The organism is Ralstonia sp. RRA (assembly GCF_037023145.1).
Taxonomy (GTDB): Bacteria; Pseudomonadota; Gammaproteobacteria; order Burkholderiales; family Burkholderiaceae; genus Ralstonia.
This window is the reverse complement of the sequence record NZ_CP146091.1, coordinates 3,720,591-3,741,099: the sequence shown is the minus strand read 5'-3', so window position 1 is coordinate 3,741,099 and position 20,509 is coordinate 3,720,591. Positions and strand designations below refer to the sequence as shown.

Below are 20,509 nucleotides of genomic sequence, written 5' to 3'. Positions count from 1 at the left end.
ATGGCTCCTTGTTTACTGCTTGGCTGCCGGTGCGCTGGCAGCGGGGGCGCTTGCTGCTGGGGCGCTTGCCTGGGCGGCTCCGCCACCCTGACCCTGACCGGGTTGGCCGTGCTGACCCGGGGCCGCGCCCGGTTGCCACGGCACGGCCTTCACCGGCGCGCCCGGGCGAACCTTCTGCAGGCCGTCGACGATGACCTTGTCGCCTGCCTTCAGGCCGCTGGAGACGATCCACTCCGTACCGGTCGAGCGATCTGCCTGAACCGGGCGTACCGCCACCTTGCCCTCGGCGTCCACGATCATGACTGAGGCGCCGTCGGGGCTACGCGTCACAGCCTGTTGCGGCACCGTGATGGCTTGCTCGTCCACGGCTTGCTCCAGACGGGCACGCACGTACATGCCCGGCAGCAGCGTGCGGTCGGCGTTCGGAACAATCGCGCGCAGCGTGATCGTGCCCGTGGCCGGGTCCACCGTCAGGTCAGAGAAGTACAGCTTGCCGGGTTGCGCATAGGCGCGGCCGTCTTCCGTCACGAGCGTGACCTTGGCGGCATCGCCGCCGGCCTTGGCCAGCTTGCCGGCCTTGAGCGCTTCCTGCAGGCGCAGCACTTCGGTGCTCGACTGCGTGAAGGTCAGGTAGATCGGGTCGATCTGCTGCACGGTGGTCAGCAGCGTTGCCTCACCTTGGCCAACCAGTGCGCCTTCGGTGATCTGCGCCAGGCCAGCACGGCCGGCGATCGGCGAGGTCACGCTGGCGTACCCGACGTTCAGCTTGGCGGTTTCCACGGCAGCGCGAGCAGCGGCCACATCAGCGGTGGCCTGCTTGGCGGCGGCCGTCGCATCGTCGTAATCCTGCTTGCTGATGGCGTTGGTGGCGACCAGCGGCTTGTAGCGCTCGGCTTTCAGTTGCGCCTGCGTTTGCGTGGCTTCGGAGCGCGCCAGTTGCGCTTTCGCGCTGTCGAGCGAGGCCTGGTACTGCGCCGGGTCGATCTGGAACAGCTGCTGCCCAGCCTTGACGTCGCTGCCTTCAGCGTACGAACGCTTGAGCACAATGCCCGCGACCCGCGCGCGCACCTGGGCCACACGTGTGGCTTCCAGGCGACCCGGCAATTCGCTGGTCAGACCGACAGCGTGCGGCTGCACGGTCACAACGCCGACTTCGGTCGGCGGCATGCCGGCGCCGCCCGGCCCTTGTGCCTGCTTGTTGCCGCAGGCTGCAAGCGCCACCACCATGAATGCGGCGGCAGCGAGTTGGTGATAACGGCGGGTGTTCGTCATAGATGACCCCATGTGGCGATAAGCGGAATGCCGGGCGCCGCGCTGGTACCACGCAAACGAGTGCGAATGCGAATACAGCGCCGGCAAACCGTCAGCGAAACCAAAAAATACAATTGAAACGCACGATCCTAGCCGCATCCGATGGCATGCGATACGGCGTTTGCGACGAAGTCGCAACAAAACGGACTCAACGACGCGAGAACGAGCGCGATTTGCTGCAGTGCTCCACCCAGTCACAAAACGCCCAGGCTGTGGAACTGACCAAGCCGATGTGGCGCATGTTGCAATGTGCAAGAGGCGAAGTGCGCGCTATTATAGATACGTTCACGCATGTATGTAAGCAGGACCCTTTGAGAAAGCAGGGCCATTGTTGCAACTTTTGCTGACTTCGTTGCAACGGCGGAACGGCGCGGGATCGCGGCAAGATGCGACCCATCAAGGCTTGCATCGCCTGAAGCACAGGGCGCAGCGTTGCGCAGTATGGAATAATGTGTTGCCAAAGATTGTGCGGCGCACAAAAGCGAATCGAAAGAACGCCGGCAGGGTGAGCCAGCGTTCCTCTGGAAGATCATGGTCAGACGAACCAAGGAAGAAGCACTGGAAACACGCAACCGCATCCTGGATGCGGCAGAAGACGTGTTTTATGCACGTGGCGTGGCACGCACGTCGCTATCGGATATCGCGCAGGCCGCGGGCGTGACGCGCGGCGCCATCTACTGGCATTTCCGCAACAAGGCTGACGTGTTCGCCGCCATGTGCGAGCGCGTGAAGCTGCCGATGGAAACCATGTGTTCGCCGCCGGGCGTCGAGGCCGACGACCCGCTGGGTGAACTGCGCACGGTGGGCAACTTCCTGCTGCGCCAACTGGTGGAAGACGCGCACTGGCGCCGCGTCTTCGAGATCATGTTCAACAAGTGCGAGTTCGTGGAAGACACAAGCCCCATCCTCAAGCGCCAGCAGGAATCCTTTGAAGAGGGGATGGCGCGGCTGACCAGCATCATCGAACAAGCCGCACGGCGCGGGCAGTTGCCGGCCGACCTGGACATCCCCCTGGCCGTGGCGCATTTCCATGCGTCGTTCAACGGCATCATGGGCGACTTCCTGTTCTATCCGGACGCCTCCTCCCTCGCCAGCAAGCGCGAGCGCCTGCTGGATGCGTGTATCGACACCATGAAATATTCGCCCGCGCTGCGCCTGACGCAGCCGGCCGTTGCCTGAGCCGAGGTCACCCCATGAGCACGCCCGCCTTCGATCAGATGGTGTTTGCCGGCGGCGGCAACCGCTGCTGGTGGCAGGCCGGCTGGTGGGATGTCGTGCAGCCCGAGCTGAGCCTGGCGCCGCGCGTGATCACCGGCATCTCGGCCGGCGCATCGACGGCCTGCATGCTGCACGCGTGGAATTCCGCCGAGCTGATGGACTACTACGCCGAGACCCTGCGCCACAACAAGCGCAACGCCCACTGGGGCAACCTGCTGCGCGGCGAGCGCGTGTTCCCGCACTACGGCATGTACCGCACGGCGCTGCTGACGGTGTTTGGCGAGGGCCGCTTCGCGCGGCTGGCGCAGGCGCCCGAGATCCGCATCGGCGTGGCGCATATCCCGCGCTGGATGGGCGCGCGCACGGCCGTGGCGGCGGGGCTGATTGCGTACAACATCGAAAAGCACGTCCGCAAGACGCTGCACCCGACACTGGGCCGGCGCCTGGGCTTCACGCCAGAATTCGTGCGCGCGCAGGATTGCGCCTCGCCCGAAGAGCTGGCCGACCTGCTGCTGCAGTCGGCATCGACCCCGCCGTTCACGCCGGTCTTGCGGCGCGCGGGGCGGCCGGTGCTCGACGGCGGCATGGTCGACAACGTACCGGTGCACGCGCTGGACCCGACCCCCGGCGATGCGCTGGTGCTGGTGACGCGCCTGTACCCGCGCCCGACGTTCTTCCGCATGGATGTGCCGGTGGCCGGCGGCGTGCAGCGCCGCTTTTACGTGCAGCCCTCGCGCAAGGTGCCGATCTCGAGCTGGGACTACACCCGCCCGGGCGCCATGCGCGACGCCTATGCGCTCGGCCGTCATGACGGCGAAACCTTCCTGCGCGAACTTCCACGCGGGTTCGCCGAACCGGTGGCTGCGTAGCCACCGTCATCCGGCAAGCGGCGGGCGCGCCGTTTGCTGCACACGGTGCGCCCGCCGGCGTGCCGCCATGGCCGTCCGGCCGATGCCACCTTGATGGACAGACGGACACCGCCATGCCCGCAAAATCCGCAGTCTCCTTTGATTTGATCGTGATCGGCGCCGGCTCGGCCGGGCTGGCGGCCGCGCGCCGTGCAGCGCAGTTGGGCGCGCGCACCCTGATCATCGACCGCGCGCAAGTGGGCGGCACCTGCGTCAACCGCGGCTGCGTGCCCAAGAAGCTGCTCGGCTACGGCGCAGCCTGGTCACAGACGATTGCGCGTTGCCTGCGCGCAGCGCATGCCGCCGACGCTTGGGGCCAAGCCATCGCCCGCACCCGCGCCGAGGTGGCCCGCCTGAACGAGGTCTATCACTCACACCTGCTGGACGCCGGTGTGCAGTGGCTGACCGGCATGGCCTCGCTGCGCGGGCGCGGCATTGTCCGGCTGCACGGCGAGACCGGCAAGACCACGCTGCGCACGCGGCAGGTCGTGCTGGCCACCGGCGCACACCCCGTGCCGCTGCCGGTGCCCGGCGCCGAACTCGCTTGCAGCTCCGATGACGTTTTCGGCTGGGACACACTGCCCGCCTCGCTCATCATCGTGGGCGGTGGTGTGGTGGCGGTGGAGTTGGCATCGATGCTGGCGCGCTTTGGCGTGCGCGTGACGCTGCTGGTGCGCGAGGCACGCGTGCTGTCCGAATTTGATGTCGCCGTGTCGGAAGCCTCCGCGCAAGCGCTATCCCGCTGCGGCGTCGACCTTGTGCTGAACGCCGATGTCGTGCGCGTGGAGCGCGATGCGGTCAACGGCGATGGCGTGGCCGTCTACGTAACCGACGACACCTCCAGTGACATCCCACGCGTGCTGCGTGCCCAGCGCGTGCTGGCCGCCATTGGCCGCGCACCAACCACTGCGGGGCTGGGGCTGGACGCGGCAGGCGTCTCGCTCGATGCGCGCGGCGGTATCGCCGTGGACCGCCACTTCCGTACCCGCGCGCGCGGCGTGCATGCCGTGGGCGATGTCAGCAGCACCCAGCAGCTCACGCCCGTGGCCACCGCACAAGGGCAGTACGTGGCCGAGCGTCTGTTCGGCAAGGGCCTGAAGGGGATGCTGCGACTGCCCGACATGAATACGGTGCCAACAGCAGTGTTCTGCGACCCGGCCATCGCCACCGTGGGCTTGACCGAAACGGACGCGCGCGCGCGTTGGCCTGACCGCGCGGACAACGATAAACGCGCCACCGCCGACCGCATCGACGTGGTGGTCCGCCGCTTTGTCTCGCTCGAACAGCGCTTTGCCGGCACCGGCATGGAATCGTTGATCAAGCTGGTGTGCAACGCGCGCAGCGGGCGCGTGCTCGGCGCCCACATCGTCGACAACGCCGCGCCCGAGATCATCCAGGCGCTGGCGGTGGCGGTGCGCATGGGCGTGCGGCTCAAGCATCTGCGCACCACGGTGGGCCTGCACCCGACGGTGGCGGAAGAACTGCTGAGCCTCTGAACGCACTCATTCAATTTTCCTGACCCCCGCCTCCAAATCCATCCACGTTACATGTGCGGGGGAGGCGCAGAATGGCAGTCATATTCTTCAGGAAATTTGACATGCTTCCCGTGCTCTATCTGTCTCATGGGTCGCCGATGCTGGCGGCCGATCCGGGCCCTGTCGGCAAAGCCCTGGCTGCGCTTGGGCAAGACATGGCCGCGCTCAGCCCCCGCGCCATCGTGGTCGTCTCGCCGCATTGGATGACACGCCGTCCGGCCGTCACCGCGCGTGCGCAGCAGGAGGCCTGGCACGACTTCGGCGGTTTTCCGCCACAGCTCTACGCGCTGGAATATGCGCCACCGGGCGCGCCCGATCTGGCCGAGCGCATCCGCGCGCTGATCGACGGCAACATCGTCCCCGGATTGGAGGAACAAGCCTCCACCGTGCTCGACCCGCGCCAGCCGCTGGACCATGGCGCCTGGGTGCCGCTGATGCTGATGTTTCCCGAAGCGAAGATCCCCGTGGTGCAGGTGTCGCTCATGCCGGGCCTGTCGCCCGCATGCCAAATGGGGCTGGGGCGCACGCTCGCGCCGCTACGCGACGAGGGCGTACTGATCCTCGGCTCCGGCAGCTTTACGCACAACCTGCGCGCGCTGATGCGCGGCCCCGGCATGGCGCAGCATGGCGTGCCGGTAGAACCGTGGGTGGATGCATTCCGCGAATGGATGATAGAGGCCATGACCGAAGGCATCCGCAGCGGCGACTTCACCACCTTCTGCGACTACCGCGCGCAAGCCCCGCAAGCCGCCCATGCCCACCCCACCGACGAGCACCTGATGCCGCTGTACGTGGCACTGGGCGCCGCGATGGGCCAGCCGAGCCAGGTCACGCCGGGCGGCGTGCAGGCTCAGCACGTGGTCGACACGGTGACGTACGGCTCGCTGGCGATGGACAGCTTCCGTTTTGACGGTGCAGGCGCCAATCAGCCACAGCTTCGCGCTGCGGCTTGATCGGCTAAAGACTGAAGACTGAGCGTCAGGCGCGAATCAGCGCCGGCGCCAGCGCGGTCGGATTGACCACGCTGTCGACGTTGCCCTGCAGCACATCGAGGATGTTCTGAAACGCGATGCGGAAGTACATCTCGTAGCTGTCGCGTTCCACATAGCCGATGTGCGGCGTGCAGATGCAGTTCTCCATGCGCAGCAGGGTATGGCCCTGCAGGATGGGTTCCGTTTCAAACACGTCGATGGCGGCCATGCCCGGGCGACCGCGGTTGAGCGAGGTCACCAGGCCGTTTTCTTCCACCAGCTCGGCGCGGCTGGTGTTGACGAAGAGGGCGGTCGGCTTCATGCGCGTGAGGTCGGCCACCGTCACAATGCCGCGTGTCTCGTCGCTCAGGCGCAGGTGGACGGACAGCACGTCGGACTGCTCGAACAGCGCCTCCTTCGATTCCGCCACGGTATAGCCGTCGGCGCGGGCGCGCTCCTGCGAGCCCTCACGGCCCCACACCAGCACGTTCATGCCGAAGGCACGGCCATAACCCGCCACAAGCTGGCCGATCTTGCCGTAGCCAAAAATCCCCAGCGTCTGGCCCTTCAGCACGCGGCCGATGCCGAAGTTGGGCGGCATCGTCGTCGACTTCAGCCCCGACTGCTGCCACGCGCCGTGCTTGAGGCTCGCCACGTACTGCGGAATGCGCCGCTGCGCGGCCATCACCAGCGCCCAGGTCAACTCGGCCGGCGCCACCGGCGAGCCCTTGCCCTCCAGCACGACCACGCCCTTGTCGGTACAGGCATCCAGGTCGATATGGCTGCCGGCATCACGCGATACGCGGCCGGTCTGGCTGATGATCTTGAGTTTGGGCAGGCGGTCGAGCAGCTGACGCGTCACACGCGTGCGCTCCCGGATCAACACGATGGCTTCAACGTCCGCCACACGTGCGGCCAATTGCCCCACGCCTTTGACAGTGTTGTTGAACACTTTGACTTCGTGGTCCTGCATCAGGCTGAAGCAATCCAGCTTGCGAACAGCGTCTTGGTAGTCGTCCAGTACGGCAATCTTCATCGACATCTCACTTCGAACAATGGTGCGCAGCAAAAAACAGCGATCCCTCGCGGTGGTATTCTTCCCATCCCTCGTCGCACAACAATCCGTTGCGACGTTTGGAATTGCCCGCCGCGGGCACGCAATTTGCGCTGCCTCGCTGGTGACGAGTCCTTGTTCTAGGGTCTGTTGACCTCGGTCCCGCCACTTTAGCGCACGCGGCCCCCGCCGCCCGGAAAAACCCACCTTCCGGCAGCGAACCGCTTTGTAACTGAATGTGAAATCAGCACGGCTCCTGTCCCTCCGCCTGCGTTGCCCCTCCCTCTGGAAATCGCTGATCCGGCCCGCTCACGGTGCGCCGTCGATCGCTTTCCACCCCGCCGCTGGGCGCCCCGGCCCGGGTTGCCGTGCTGATCTGCCACCGCTTTCTTTTTCACTTCCATTGGAGTTTTGGTCATGAATCAACCCGCGATGCAGGGCGTGCCCGCATTGAACGTGCCCGATTACGTAAAACACCCGCGCCTGGTCGCATGGGTGGGCGAAATCGCGGCACTCACCAAGCCGGAGCGCATTGTCTGGTGCGATGGCTCGCAAGAAGAGTACGACCGCCTGTGCGCCGAGATGGTCGCTGCCGGCACGATGAAGCAGCTCAACCCGGCCAAGCGCAAGAACTCGTTCCTGGCGCTGTCGGACCCGTCGGACGTGGCGCGTGTGGAAGACCGCACTTTCATCTGCTCGCAAAAGAAGGAAGACGCCGGCCCTACCAACAACTGGACGGCCCCGGCCGAGATGCGCCAAACGCTAAACGGCCTGTTTGATGGCAGCATGCGCGGCCGCACGCTTTACGTGGTGCCGTTCTCGATGGGCCCGCTGGGCTCGCCGATCGCGCACATTGGTGTGGAGCTGTCGGACAGCCCGTACGTGGCCGTCAACATGCGCATCATGACCCGCATGGGTCGCGCCGTGTACGACGTGCTGGGCACCGACGGCGAGTTCGTGCCGTGCGTGCACACCGTCGGCAAGCCGCTGGCCGCCGGCGAGAAAGACGTGCCGTGGCCGTGCAACCCGACCAAGTACATCGTGCACTTCCCGGAAACGCGTGAAATCTGGTCGTTCGGCTCGGGCTACGGCGGCAACGCGCTGCTGGGCAAGAAGTGCTTCGCGCTGCGGATCGCCTCCACCATGGGCCGCGACCAAGGCTGGCTGGCCGAGCACATGCTGATCCTGGGCGTGACCTCGCCCGAGGGCAAGACGTACCACGTGGCAGCGGCATTCCCGTCGGCCTGCGGCAAGACCAACTTTGCGATGCTGATCCCGCCTGCCGGCTTCAACGGCTGGAAGGTCACCACCATCGGCGACGACATCGCCTGGATCAAGCCCCGCCAGGACGCCGACGGCCAGACCCGCCTGTACGCCATCAACCCGGAATCGGGCTTCTTTGGCGTGGCACCGGGCACGGGCGAAAAGACCAACCCCAACGCAATGGCCACGCTCAAGGAAAACGTCATCTTCACCAACGTGGCGCTGACGGACGACGGCGACGTGTGGTGGGAAGGCATGACCGATGCCGTGCCCGCACACCTGACCGACTGGCAGGGCCAAAGCTGGACGCCGGAGATTGGCAAGGAAACCGGCCGCAAGGCCGCGCACCCGAACGCCCGTTTCACGGCGCCAGCAGCACAATGCCCGTCGATCGATCCGGAATGGGACAACCCGGCCGGCGTACCCATTGACGCGTTCATCTTTGGCGGCCGCCGCTCGACCACCGTGCCGCTCGTCACTGAAGCGCGCGACTGGATCGAAGGCGTGTACATGGCCGCCACGATGGGCTCGGAAACCACCGCTGCGGCCGCTGGCCAGCAGGGCGTGGTGCGCCGCGACCCGTTCGCCATGCTGCCGTTCTGCGGCTACAACATGGCCGACTACTTCGCACACTGGCTCAAGCTGGGCGACCAGCTCGCCAAGAGCGGCGCCACGCTGCCGAAGATCTTCTGCGTGAACTGGTTCCGCAAGGACGAGAACGGCAAGTTCGTGTGGCCGGGCTTTGGCGAGAACATGCGCGTGCTGAAGTGGATGATCGACCGCATGGAAGGCCAGACGCAGGGCAATGCGCATGCCTTTGGCGTGTCGCCGCGCTATGAAGAACTGCGCTGGGATGGGCTGAACTTCACGGCTGAGCAGTTCGCCAAGGTGATCTCGGTCGACGCTGCTGCATGGCAGCAGGAACTGGCACTGCACGACGAGTTGTTCACGCAGCTGGCGAGCCACCTGCCGCAGGCACTGCCGGAAGCCAAGACGCGCCTGGAGGGTCGCCTACAAGGCTGACGCTCGCTCCCGCTCTACAGGAAGCCCGCCTCGCGCGGGCTTTTTTTCGCCCACTGCCGGCACTTGCTCAAGCAACGAGCAGTAATCCTAAAGGTTTAAATTGCGCGATTTACCCCTTTCAATAAAACAGATCACTTGATTTAAATTTAATTGAACCCTGTTGTAAAAAATACCGTCGCGCACAGGTGATTGCACAATATGCCGGCAAAAACATAATCACCTTGCATTTATGCGAATCGCGAATCATTGCAAGCATGATGCGCCCAAAAACCCTTGCCAGACATAGCTTTGTGAAGATCGCATGTCAATCATTGGCGTACGAAATGTATCGCCCCTAAAAAATTACCGAGTTTTAAAATTGGTGCGTGACGAATTCCCATGAGATTCTTATAATCCGGCAAAACGGGATCTCTCTTCTACGAGCCGGAGGGGGGTATCCAGACTAGAGGAATCGGGAAAGGAAGGCTGGCCAATGCCATGTGCGGATGGGGATACCCCCATCTTCCCGGCGCCCGGGGGGGCGCCGGCTCGGTTTTCGCGTGAACGATGCCGCATCTTGTGCAAACGATTGCACAGTGCGGCCCGCCACAAGAAGGCCGGGGGGCCGATCGACCCATCCCAAACCACCCTGGACACACCAGGAGGCTCCGCCACCGATCGTCAACGGGACGGCAACACATGACGATCGCCCTGCTGGTCCGCAAGGCCCGGCAGATGGCGCCCGAGAGGCATGACTTGCAGGCAGACGCGCAATGCCCGCATGGAGTCCATAACAACGCGCACCGCAGACAGCAGAGCGCAGCCGCAAGGCTGCTCGCCGGAGTGTGTCGGCTGGTTAGACGGGAGGTTTTACAAGTGGGTACTCAAATCGTGCTGGTCGAACAGGACCAGGCAGAGGGCGAACGTTTGTCATTTTCCCTGCGCGACGGCGGACATCATGTCCTGCGTGTCGACAGCCCTGCGCAAGCGCAAGCCGCAATCCAGGCCTCGACGCCGGATCTGCTCGTAATGGAATGGGCATGGCCCGAGCGCGAGTCGATCGACATGCTGCTGGCGCTGCGTGCCAACACGCAAACGCGCGGCCTGCCTGTCATCGTGTTGTCGCGTCATGGCGACGCGCGCGGCAAGATCGCGGCGCTCGATGCCGGTGCAGACGACTACGTCGTCAAGCCGTGCGACACGGGCGAGCTGCATGCGCGCATCCGCGCCGTGCTCCGCCGACGCGCACCACAGCAAGGCGACGAGATCCTGCAGGTCAACGGCCTGCGCCTCGACCCGCTCACGCTGGGCGTGACTGCGCAAGCCGAAACGGGCCCGCGCGCCATCGCGCTCAGCCCGCTGGAATTCCGCCTGCTGCACTTCCTGGTCGCGCATCCGCAGCGCGTGCACTCGCGCACGCAACTGCTTGACCGCGTGTGGGGCAACCATGTGTTCGTGGGGGAACGTACCGTCGACGTGCACGTGCGCAAGCTGCGCGTGGCGCTGGCCGGCACGCCGTGCGACGGCCTGATCCAGACCGTGCGTGGTGGTGGTTACCGCCTGGTGGTGGGCAGTGGTGCGGCTCAGGCAGCCGAACCGATTGGTGATCGCCTGAGCATGGCCAACTCGCGCAAGCCCGAGCCGATCGTCGAAACGCCGTTTGCACGCTCGCTACTACGGCCTGCAGCCATGCAGATGACGGCCTAACGCAAGCCACAAACGCATCAAACGAAACGGCGCCGAAGAGCGCCGTTTCCTTATCAACGTGGGGAGAACACACATGAAATCGTGGTTGAGTGGCGCATTGCTGGCCGGCCTGGCCGTCTGCGTCCATGCACAAGAGGTGAAACCCGGGCTGTGGGAAGACAAGGCCAGCTACACCGTCAACGGCAAGCCTGTCGTTCTCCCGGATGAGCACGGCCGCCAGATCTCCACCATCGTCACCAAGGGGTGCCTGGCAAGCAAGGACGCCGGCGACGTTCGCGCCAAGATGGAGCGCAACATGCTCAAGGAGATGCCCGGCTGCCAACTGAGCCGCTGGGACTACGCGGGCGGCACGCTCAAGGTCACCGTGTCGTGCAGTGACAGCGCACGCGGCGGCGCCGGCACGCTGGAAGGCAGTGGCCCGCTCACCGCTGACCGCTATGACATCTCAGGTACGGGGCGCGCCCAGCATCCGCAGTATGGGCCAATGACCCTCGGCTTCCGTTATCAGGGACGCTACGTGGGTGCGTGCAAGTCGTAAGCCGACGCACCAACCAGACAACGGCCGGAGTGCTTGCGCACATCCGGCCGTTTTTCTTTGCAGCGAAACCGATCAGCGCTGGCGCTCACGCCAACGCTTGAGCCAGCCCAGCCCTTCGCTCGTGCCGGCGCGCGGCCGATACTCGCAGCCGACCCAACCGTCGTAGCCGAGCGCATCCATCAACGCAAAGAGGTGCGGATAGTTCAGCTCGCCCTCGTCCGGTTCGTGGCGATCGGGGACGCCGGCAATCTGCACGTGGCCGACGCCGCCCTCGCCAACGTACTGCTTGAGCTTGACCGACAGATCGCCCTCCATGATCTGCGCGTGGTACAGGTCGAACTGCACCTTCAGATTGGGGGCGCCCACCTCCTTGCACACGGCATGCGCCTGCGCCTGATGCGTGAGGAAGAAGCCCGGCATATCGCGCGTGTTGATCGGCTCCAGCACGATGGCGATGCCCGCGCCCGCAGCCTCGCGCGCGGCATAGGCGACGTTGCTCACATAGGTGGCGTGATGGCGGGCGCGATCCGCATCGGCGGGCAGCAGACCGGCCATCACGTGCAGGCGCGTGTTGCCGAGGACCTGCGCATACTCCAGCGCCGTCGCAATGCCGCGCTTGAATTCGTCTTCGCGCCCGGGCAGTGAGGCAATGCCGCGCTCACCGTTTGCCCAATCGCCCGGCGGGGCGTTGAACAGCGCTTGCGTGAGGCCCGCGTCGTCCAGGCGGGCACGGATGTCCGCGCGGTCAAAGTCGTAGGGAAAGAGAAACTCCACGCCCTCGAAGCCATCCTTTGCCGCGGCGGCAAAGCGGTCGAGAAACGCGTGCTCCTGATACATCATGGACAGGTTGGCGGCAAAGCGCGGCATGGCAAACCTCGGAAGACAATAGCGACGACGATAGCGATGACTTAGCGGCCCTTGCCCAGCTCCACAGCAAACTTCACCAGCTCCGCCTGGCCCTCGATGCCGAGCTTACGCTTGAGGTTCAGGCGGTGCGACTCCACCGTGCGCACGGAGAGCCCGAGTTCGTCGGCAATGCGCTTGTTGGCGTAGCCCTTGGCGATGCCATCGAGGATATCGCGCTCACGCGGTGTGAGCGCCTCCACGGGCGTGGGCATGATGGCCTGCTCGGCCATGCGCATTGCCAGTTGTGCGCTGTAGAAAGCGCGGCCGGCGAGCACGGCGTCAATGGCCTCCACCAGCTCGCTGGCAGGCGCGTCTTTGAGCACGTAACCGCGTGCACCGGCGCGAATCACCTGGCGCACGTACTCCAAGTTGTCGTGCATCGACAGCACCAGCACGGCAATCTCCGGAAACTGCTCGGCAAACTTTTCAGTGAGCGCGATACCGTTCATGCCACGCATGCCGATGTCCATCAGCGCCAGATCGGGCGACAGCGTGCGAGCGGCTTCAAGCGCGCCCTGCGCATCGCCGGCTTCACCCACCACTTCGAAATGCGGCACGGCCTCCAACCGCACGCGCACACCATCGCGCACCAGCGGGTGATCGTCGACGAGGAGCAGTTTGACGGGCGTGTTCATGCGGAAGCGGACAGAGCAGTGGAAGCAGCCGAAGTCGCGGCGGCCAGTTGAGCGATGACGACGTGCGGCAGCACGGCACAGACTTCCGTGCCGTGCACGTCGGAAACAATGGTACAGGTGCCGCCCAATGCAGCCATGCGCTCACGCATGTTGCGAAGGCCGATGCCGTGCTCGGGGTCGACCTGTACGGACTCAACATCGAAGCCCGAGCCGTTGTCGCGGATAGACAAGCGCACGGCATCAATGTCGTTCTCGAGCAGCACGCCGATGCGCGTGGCATGCGTGGCGTGGCGCTCGACGTTGGAGATGGCTTCCTGTGCGATGCGGAACAGCGCCGTGTTGCAGGCATCCGGCAGCTGCACGGCCGGCCCGACAAGTTCAAGCGCGACGGCGAAACCCGGTTGGCGGTCTTCATGCGCTTCGCGTGTTTCGCGCACGAGCAACTCCAACGCAGCAGCCAAACCCAAATCATCCAGCAGCGCAGGGCGCAGGTTGTGCGACACGCGCCGCACCTCGCCCAGCGCGCCATTCAGGCGATCGAGCGCGCGGCGCAGCATGCCGGTGGCCTTGTCGGTGGAAGCCGTTTTCGCGGGCTGCGCTTCCAGATGACCGTGCGCCGTTTCCAGCAGTAGCTTGGTCGACACCAGCACCTGGCTGATGCCGTCGTGCAGCTCACGCGAGACACGCGCACGCTCGTCTTCCTGAGAGCGCACCACCTGCTGCGCAAGCTGGCGCAACTTGGCGTCCGCCTCACGATGGTCGCTCACGTTGAGTGCCAGGCCGCTGCCGGCCACCAACAGGATGCTGATGGCTGCGATGGCCACCACCCACGCGAGCGTCTGATCGATATTGGTCTGCGCGCGCTGATCGATCTGGCGCAGGGTCTGCTCAATGTCATCCAGGTAGAGGCCAGTGCCGACCATCCAGCCCCACTTCGGGATCGGCTCGACATAGCCGAGTTTGGGCACGCTCTGGTGCGTGGAGGGCTTGTCCCACATGTAGCGCACGAAACCGCCGCCGTTCTGCGCGGCCGCGACCAGCTTCTGGATGGTGGGCTGCCCGCCAGCGTCAGTCAGGTCCCACAGGTCACGGCCGACCAGCTCGGGTTGGCGCGGGTGCATGAGGTTGCGGCCGCGCATGTCATAGAGGAAGAAGTAGCCGTCGGCGCCGAAATCGAGGCGGGCGAGGGTGCGCATGGCTTCGTCGCGCGTGGCCTCATTGTCGCGGCCGGACGCGACCAGCGGCGCGATGGCGCTCTGCGCGAGCTTCACATAGGCGCGCAGCTCGGTCTCCTTGGCCTGCAGATAGGCGGACTCCACCAGCTGCCGCTCGTGCTGCGCCAGCGCGATCGACTGGTGCCGCACAGTCAGCATGATCGCCAGCATGGCGATGGTCAGCGGCGCAACGGCAAGGAGCAGGATCTTCTGGCGGAGCTTCATGGCAGGGCGCGGCACCTTGCATCGCAACATCGTAAGGTTCGGGCGCGAATTCGATTGGGAATCACGTGGCCTGCGTAGTACTACGGACAGATGCTGCGTAGTCCTCCGCTTGTGGCACAGGGTGGGGCTGGCAAATACTACACGGCCTCGCCGTCCAGCCAACTCAGGCCAACGGACTGCGTGCAAACCTTGCCGACGACGCGAGAGCGACAGGATCGGCAGGATCAACCCGCAGGGATGGACCCACATCCCGCTTCGACCAAGGTTCGAGGAGACCGACATGAGCTTCGTCAGGCAACACCTGATCTGGCTGGTCGTCGCTATTCTTGGCGCGTCTGCCTTTGCCACCGTTGCGCTTGCGCGCGGCGAGGCAGTCAGCGCGCTGTGGGTGGTGGTGGCCGCCGTATGTATCTACCTGATCGCGTATCGCTACTACAGCCGCTTCATTGCCGACAAAGTGCTCGGCCTGGACGGCTCCCGCAAGACGCCCGCCTGGCGTCATAACGACGGGCTCGATTACGTTCCCACCAACAAGTACGTGCTGTTCGGCCACCACTTCGCGGCCATTGCTGGTGCTGGCCCGCTGGTCGGCCCCGTGCTGGCCGCGCAGATGGGCTACCTGCCCGGCATGCTGTGGATCCTGGCCGGCGTGGTGTTTGCCGGCGCGGTGCAGGACTTCATCGTGCTGTTCATCTCCAGCCGCCGCGATGGGCGCTCGCTGGGTGACCTGGTGAAGAGCGAGATGGGCACGGTGCCCGGCGTGATCGCGCTGTTTGGCGCGTTCCTCATCATGATCATCATCCTGGCCGTGCTGGCGCTGATCGTGGTGAAGGCGCTGGTCGGCTCGCCGTGGGGCACCTTCACGGTGGCCGCGACGATTCCCATCGCGCTGTTCATGGGCGTGTACGTGCGCTACATCCGCCCAGGCCGCATCGGCGAGGTGTCGATCATCGGCTTCGTGCTGCTGATGCTGGCCATCACCGGCGGGCAGGCCGTGCATGAGAGCGCCGCGCTCGCGCCGCTGTTCACGTTCGACGGCAAGGCACTGACGTGGATGCTGATCGGCTACGGCTTTGTCGCCTCGGTGCTGCCAGTGTGGTTGCTGCTGGCGCCGCGTGATTACCTGTCGACCTTCCTGAAGATCGGCACGATCATCGCGCTGGCCATCGGCATCCTGATCGTCGCGCCGAAGATGCAGATGCCGCAGCTCACGCAATTCGCAGCAGGCGGTGGCCCGGTGTGGTCGGGCAACCTGTTCCCGTTCCTGTTCATCACAATTGCGTGCGGGGCGGTGTCGGGCTTCCACTCGCTGATCTCGTCGGGCACCACGCCCAAGCTGCTGGAGAACGAAACGCAGGCGCGCTTCATCGGCTACGGCGCGATGCTGATGGAATCGTTTGTTGCCATCATGGCGCTGGTGGCCGCATCGGTCATCAACCCGGGCGTGTACTTTGCGATGAATAGTCCGGCGGCACTGGTGGGTGCAACGCCGGATGCGGTGGCGCAGACGCTGTCCACCTGGGGCTTCGTTATCACCCCTGATGTGCTGATCCAGACGGCCAAGGACGTGGGTGAGAACACCATCCTCGCCCGTGCAGGCGGCGCGCCGACGCTGGCCGTTGGCATGGCGCACATCCTGCACCAGGTGGTGGGCGGCCAGGCCATGATGGCGTTCTGGTACCACTTCGCGATTCTGTTCGAGGCGCTGTTCATCCTCACCGCGGTGGACGCAGGCACGCGTGCTGGTCGCTTCATGCTGCAAGACTTGCTGGGTACCTTCGTGCCGGCACTCAAGCGCACGGACTCGCTGGTCGCCAACCTGATCGCCACCGCCGCGACGGTCGCGCTGTGGGGCTACTTCCTGTACCAGGGCGTGGTCGATCCGCTGGGCGGCATCAATACGCTGTGGCCGCTGTTCGGCATCTCCAACCAGATGCTGGCCGCGATTGCGCTGACGCTGGGCACCTGCGTGCTGGTCAAGATGAAGCGTGACCGCTACGTGTGGGTGACGCTGCTGCCGACCGCGTGGCTGCTGATCTGCACGCTCACGGCCGGCTGGCAGAAGCTGTTCGATCCGGACCCGAAGATCGGCTTCCTGGCGCACGCCAACAAGTACGCTGGCGCGATTGCCGAAGGCAAGCTGTTGGCTCCGGCCAAGTCGGTGGCGCAGATGCAGCAGATCGTGCTGAACGATCGTATCGACGCCTTCCTGTGCGGCCTGTTCGTGCTGGTGGTGGTCAGCATCGCCTGGTACGGCGTGCGCACGGTGCTCAAGGCGCGCGCGGCCAACCGCCCGACCGTCAACGAAACGCCGTACGAAGCGCTGGGCGCATAAGGCCCGGCAGCGTGGAAGCGGCACGCCACGTGCGTGCCGCTGTCTTGCAAGGAGCACCGACATGCGCGAAGAAATCGAAACCCTCGGCCGTTACCTCGGCCAGGCAATGCGCCTGATGGTGGGCGTGCCGGACTACGACACCTACGTGCGCCACATACAGGAGACCCATCCCGGCCAGCCCGTCATGACGTACGAGGAATTTTTTCGCGAACGCCAGGACGCACGCTACAAGGGCCGCGTGGGCCGCTGCTGCTGACGGCGAATCAAACGCTGCAAAAACAAACCGCCGGTGCATGAAGCCATGCCCGGCGGTTTTTTCTTGCATGCTGCTTGCGCTACAAGGATGGGCGCGCCGCCGTAGTCGGATCGCCGTGCTTGGCCCGATAGGTCTTCTCCACCAGTTCGCGCAGCTTGGCCAACGCGCCAACGTCACCCTGTGCGGCCGCCTTGCCGTACCAGCTCTTGGCCTGCTCGGTATCCTGCGACACCACACCGGGCTCACCGCGTTCGTAGTAGCTACCGACGATGTACTGCGATGGTGCGTCGCCGCCCTCGGCCGCTTTCTTGTACCAGGTGAAGGCGCGCCCGTAGTCGCGTGGCACGCCGCGGCCGGTGAAGTAGTTGGTGGCCAGCGCACGCTGCGCCTCGATGTGCCCGCTGGTGGCGGCACGCTCGTACCACTTGTTCGCTTCTTCCAGAGACCGCGGTACCAGTTCGCCGCGTTCGTACAACTCGCCGTAGGCAAACTGCGCGTGGGTCATCTGGTTGTCCGCGGCGCGGCGCAGCCATTTGACGGCCTCGTCGGGCCGCGCGACGGTGCCTTCGCCGCGCATCAGCATCATTGCGTAGTTGAATTGTGCGAGGCGGTTGCCGCGTTGCGCGGCCTCGGCAAATTCGTCGAAGGCGTGGCCGAAATCGTTCCGCTCGTAGTGCGCGATGGCGATCTGGGTGAGGGCGGCGGCATCGCTGTGTGTATCCGTTGGTGCGGAAACGGCCAGCGCCGGCAGCATCGCGGCGCCCGCCGCCAGGGCAACGACTGTTCGCAGCATGCGTCGTGTGACTGGTATGCCCATCGCGCGCTCCTCACCGGAAGATGATCGAGTGTACCGCGGCGCCCCGTCTCGCGTTGACGTGGCGCGGGCGCATGGACGGACACGAAATTGCCGCGGCAACCTGCTCCCGCCACGGCGCGCAATCAGGCCGCGCGCACCCTGTACACCGCCACGCTGCCACGCCAGTTGGCGCCCCAGCGCACCACGTTGCCGTCATGCAGCACGACGCGGTCGAGAATCAGCAGCCCGACCTTGGGCGCCAGCGCCTCGAAGTCACGAATGGTCAGCACGCGCACGTTGGGCGTGTCGTACCACTCATAGGGCAGCGATTCCGACACCGGCATGCGCCCGCGGAAGATCGACAACCGGTGCGGCCAATACCCAAAGTTCGGGAACGACACGATGCACTCGCGGCCCACACGCAGCATCTCGCGCAGCACTTGCGCAGTGTTGTGGATGGTCTGCAGCGTCTGCGAGAGGATGACGGTGTCGAAGCTCTTATCTTCGAACAGCGCCAGCCCGCCCTCCAGGTTCTGCTGGATCACCTGCACGCCCTTCTTGGCGGTCGCCAGCACACCCGCATCGTCAATCTCGATACCGTAGGCCTGCACGTCCAGCTCGTCCTGCAGCACGCGCAGCAGGCTGCCGTCGGCGCAACCGAGGTCGAGCACCGTGGAGTTCGGCTCGATCCAGCGGGCGATGGCGCGGAAGTCTGCGCGGTCGGCCAGGATGTTCGGCACCGCCGAGGGTGCACCAACAGGGTTCAGCGTTTGCGTAGTCATGCGCCGATCTCCTGGGCGATGCGTTCGTAGTAGGCGCGTACCAGGGCGTGGTAGCGCGCGTCTTCCAAGAGGAAGGCGTCGTGGCCGTGCGGCGCTTCGATCTCGCCGTAGGTGACGCGGTGCTTGTTGTCGAGCAGCGCCTTGACCAGCTCGCGGCTGCGCGCGGGGGCGAAGCGCCAGTCGGTCGTGAAGCTGACGACGAGGTAGCTGGCTTGCGTGTGCGCCACGGCCTTCGTCAGGTTGCCGCCGTAGGCCAGCGCGGGATCGAAGTAGTCGAGCGCACGCGTGATCAGCAGGTACGTGTTGGCGTCGAAGTACTCGGCAAACTTGTCGCCCTGATAGCGCAAGTAGCTCTCCACCTGGAACTCGACATCGAACGAGAAGCGGATGTCTTCCGCCTTGAGCTCGCGGCCGAACTTGGACGCCATGTCCTCATCCGACAGATACGTAATGTGGCCGATCATGCGCGCCACGCGCAGGCCGCGCTTGGGCTTGACGTTGTGCGCGTAGTAATCGCCGCCGTGAAAGTCGGGGTCGGACAGGATCGCGCTGCGTGCCACCTCGTTGAAGGCGATGTTCTGCGCCGACAACTTGGGCGTGGAAGCCACCACCACGCAGTGCCGCACGCGCTCCGGATACATCAGGCTCCAGGCCAGCGCCTGCATGCCGCCGAGGCTGCCACCCATCACCGCCGCAAACTGCTGGATGCCAAAACGGTCCGCCACGCGCGCCTGGGCATTCACCCAGTCCTCCACCGTCACCACGGGGAAGCGTGCTCCGTAGGGGGCGCCCGTCTCCGGGTGCGGGCTCATCGGGCCGGTCGAGCCGAAGCACGAGCCGAGGTTGTTCACCCCGATGACGAAGAAGCGGTTGGTATCCACCGGCTTGCCGGGGCCGACCATGTTGTCCCACCAACCCACTTCGCCTTCCGCATGCACACCCGCCACGTGGTGCGAGGCGTTGAGCGCGTGGCAGATGAGCACGGCATTGGAGCGATCGGCATTGAGCGTGCCGTAGGTCTCGACCATCAGGTCGTAGCCGGCGATCTGCGAGCCGTTGCGCAGCGGCAGCGGCTCGGCAAAGTGCATGCGCTCGGGCACAACCAGGCCGATGGCGTTGGCCGGTTTGGCCTTGTGTGCCGCTGGAGGAGGGGTCTCGGTCACTGCCGCAGCATCTGCGGAGGCCGCCTGAAGTTCTGTCATGGCACCAAAGAAAATACCCGACCGGCAACGCTGATGTCGCAACCAATCGGGTTCTCATGTGGCGCACGTGGGGCGCTTACCTTCACTACCCACGTTCTGACCGAACCTCTTTAGCCGCATTTGTAATGAGAGCCCTGATCCACATTCGTGCCATCAAGACTCCCGCGCGCCCGCAAGCCAGTCGTCAAATCGGCGCGTCAGGAAATGGAGATTATAGAGCAAGCACCGAACGATGCGGCCGTGCCGTTGTGTCGTCTCGTGATGCTCTGTCGAAAGCGTGGTGATCAATCGGCGGTGTCATGACGCAATGCCAACGCCCAGCGCTCGGCCCAGGCGTGGAGCGGCATGAGTAGCGCCTGCAGTTCCACACATAAGTCGGTGAGCCGGTACCCGCCCTCGTCGTGATCAACCAGCCCGGCGGCGCGCAGCTCCTTGAGGCGCGTGTTGAGCACGGCGGGATTGGTGTCCGCCGCGTCCTGCAGCGCCCGGAAATTCAGTGGGCCGTCGCGCAATTCCCAGATGATGCGCAGCGTGCCGCGTCGGCCGAACAGGTCCAGCGCGGCCATGATCGGACGGCCGGAATCCGAGCCGCGCACGGCCTGACCGGGAAGTGGTGTTTTCATGCTTTACTTTCCATAGCAAATTTCCTAC

The 20,509-nt window shown here is 65.1% G+C and carries 18 protein-coding genes; 9 read left to right on the top strand and 9 right to left on the bottom strand.

The window, feature by feature from the left end; all coding sequences use genetic code 11:
• Positions 1 to 12: 12 nt before the first annotated feature.
• Positions 13 to 1,272 carry an efflux RND transporter periplasmic adaptor subunit gene (locus tag V6657_RS17955; RefSeq protein WP_048934400.1) on the bottom strand — a complete coding sequence of 420 codons (1,260 nt, stop codon included), beginning with the start codon at positions 1,270 to 1,272 and terminating at the stop codon, positions 13 to 15.
• Positions 1,273 to 1,842: 570 nt separating this feature from the next.
• Between V6657_RS17955 and V6657_RS17950 the strand changes: the two genes are divergently transcribed.
• The 4 genes from V6657_RS17950 (at position 1,843) to V6657_RS17935 (ending at position 5,925) form a co-directional block, all read left to right on the top strand.
• Positions 1,843 to 2,490: a TetR family transcriptional regulator gene (locus V6657_RS17950; protein ID WP_048934399.1), complete on the top strand. Its 648-nt coding sequence runs from the start codon at positions 1,843 to 1,845 to the stop codon at positions 2,488 to 2,490.
• Positions 2,491 to 2,504: 14 nt separating this feature from the next.
• On the top strand, positions 2,505 to 3,398 hold the full coding sequence (locus V6657_RS17945; RefSeq protein ID WP_048934398.1) for a patatin-like phospholipase family protein: 894 nt from the start codon (positions 2,505 to 2,507) through the stop codon (positions 3,396 to 3,398).
• Positions 3,399 to 3,511: 113 nt separating this feature from the next.
• Positions 3,512 to 4,933: an NAD(P)/FAD-dependent oxidoreductase gene (locus V6657_RS17940; RefSeq protein WP_048934397.1), complete on the top strand. Its 1,422-nt coding sequence runs from the start codon at positions 3,512 to 3,514 to the stop codon at positions 4,931 to 4,933.
• Between the two features lie 101 nt (positions 4,934 to 5,034).
• Positions 5,035 to 5,925, top strand: coding sequence for a class III extradiol ring-cleavage dioxygenase (locus V6657_RS17935; RefSeq protein WP_048934396.1), 891 nt, complete (start codon positions 5,035 to 5,037; stop codon positions 5,923 to 5,925).
• Between the two features lie 25 nt (positions 5,926 to 5,950).
• Here V6657_RS17935 and V6657_RS17930 read toward each other — a convergent pair whose 3' ends face one another.
• Positions 5,951 to 6,979, bottom strand: a complete 1,029-nt coding sequence (locus tag V6657_RS17930) for a D-2-hydroxyacid dehydrogenase family protein (RefSeq protein ID WP_048934395.1) — start codon at positions 6,977 to 6,979, stop codon at positions 5,951 to 5,953.
• A gap of 435 nt (positions 6,980 to 7,414) precedes the next feature.
• On the opposite strand from V6657_RS17930, the gene V6657_RS17925 reads away from it, so the two are divergent.
• The 3 genes from V6657_RS17925 to V6657_RS17915 all read left to right on the top strand — a co-directional run bounded on the left by V6657_RS17925 (position 7,415) and on the right by V6657_RS17915 (position 11,507).
• Positions 7,415 to 9,283, top strand: coding sequence for a phosphoenolpyruvate carboxykinase (GTP) (locus V6657_RS17925; protein ID WP_048934394.1), 1,869 nt, complete (start codon positions 7,415 to 7,417; stop codon positions 9,281 to 9,283).
• Between the two features lie 855 nt (positions 9,284 to 10,138).
• Positions 10,139 to 10,969: a winged helix-turn-helix domain-containing protein gene (locus tag V6657_RS17920; protein WP_048934393.1), complete on the top strand. Its 831-nt coding sequence runs from the start codon at positions 10,139 to 10,141 to the stop codon at positions 10,967 to 10,969.
• 73 nt (positions 10,970 to 11,042) lie between these two features.
• Complete coding sequence (locus tag V6657_RS17915) at positions 11,043 to 11,507, top strand: DUF3617 family protein (RefSeq protein ID WP_048934392.1); 465 nt, start codon at positions 11,043 to 11,045, stop codon at positions 11,505 to 11,507.
• A gap of 72 nt (positions 11,508 to 11,579) precedes the next feature.
• Here V6657_RS17915 and otnI read toward each other — a convergent pair whose 3' ends face one another.
• From otnI to V6657_RS17900, 3 genes are read right to left on the bottom strand one after another with little or no spacing between them, the layout of a single operon-like run.
• Positions 11,580 to 12,374: a 2-oxo-tetronate isomerase gene (gene otnI, locus V6657_RS17910; RefSeq protein WP_048934391.1), complete on the bottom strand. Its 795-nt coding sequence runs from the start codon at positions 12,372 to 12,374 to the stop codon at positions 11,580 to 11,582.
• Positions 12,375 to 12,415: 41 nt separating this feature from the next.
• On the bottom strand, positions 12,416 to 13,048 hold the full coding sequence (locus V6657_RS17905; RefSeq protein ID WP_021196914.1) for a response regulator transcription factor: 633 nt from the start codon (positions 13,046 to 13,048) through the stop codon (positions 12,416 to 12,418).
• Entirely contained in the window at positions 13,045 to 14,487 is a 1,443-nt protein-coding gene (locus V6657_RS17900) for a cache domain-containing protein (protein WP_048934390.1), read from the bottom strand. The genes V6657_RS17905 and V6657_RS17900 overlap by 4 nt, the downstream gene beginning before the upstream one ends.
• A 280-nt stretch (positions 14,488 to 14,767) precedes the next feature.
• On the opposite strand from V6657_RS17900, the gene V6657_RS17895 reads away from it, so the two are divergent.
• On the top strand, positions 14,768 to 16,822 hold the full coding sequence (locus V6657_RS17895; RefSeq protein ID WP_048934389.1) for a carbon starvation CstA family protein: 2,055 nt from the start codon (positions 14,768 to 14,770) through the stop codon (positions 16,820 to 16,822).
• Between the two features lie 61 nt (positions 16,823 to 16,883).
• Complete coding sequence (locus V6657_RS17890) at positions 16,884 to 17,078, top strand: YbdD/YjiX family protein (protein ID WP_048934388.1); 195 nt, start codon at positions 16,884 to 16,886, stop codon at positions 17,076 to 17,078.
• 79 nt (positions 17,079 to 17,157) lie between these two features.
• On the opposite strand, the gene V6657_RS17885 is transcribed toward V6657_RS17890, so the two are convergent.
• The 4 genes from V6657_RS17885 to V6657_RS17870 form a co-directional block, all read right to left on the bottom strand.
• Positions 17,158 to 17,871, bottom strand: coding sequence for a tetratricopeptide repeat protein (locus V6657_RS17885; RefSeq protein ID WP_171017972.1), 714 nt, complete (start codon positions 17,869 to 17,871; stop codon positions 17,158 to 17,160).
• A gap of 146 nt (positions 17,872 to 18,017) precedes the next feature.
• On the bottom strand, positions 18,018 to 18,656 hold the full coding sequence (metW, locus tag V6657_RS17880) for a methionine biosynthesis protein MetW (RefSeq protein WP_048934386.1): 639 nt from the start codon (positions 18,654 to 18,656) through the stop codon (positions 18,018 to 18,020).
• Positions 18,653 to 19,858, bottom strand: coding sequence for a homoserine O-acetyltransferase (locus tag V6657_RS17875; protein ID WP_048934385.1), 1,206 nt, complete (start codon positions 19,856 to 19,858; stop codon positions 18,653 to 18,655). Before V6657_RS17875 ends, metW begins: the two co-directional genes overlap by 4 nt.
• Before the next feature lie 284 nt (positions 19,859 to 20,142).
• Positions 20,143 to 20,481, bottom strand: a complete 339-nt coding sequence (locus V6657_RS17870; RefSeq protein ID WP_048934384.1) for a helix-turn-helix domain-containing protein — start codon at positions 20,479 to 20,481, stop codon at positions 20,143 to 20,145.
• Between the last annotated feature and the right edge of the window lie 28 nt (positions 20,482 to 20,509).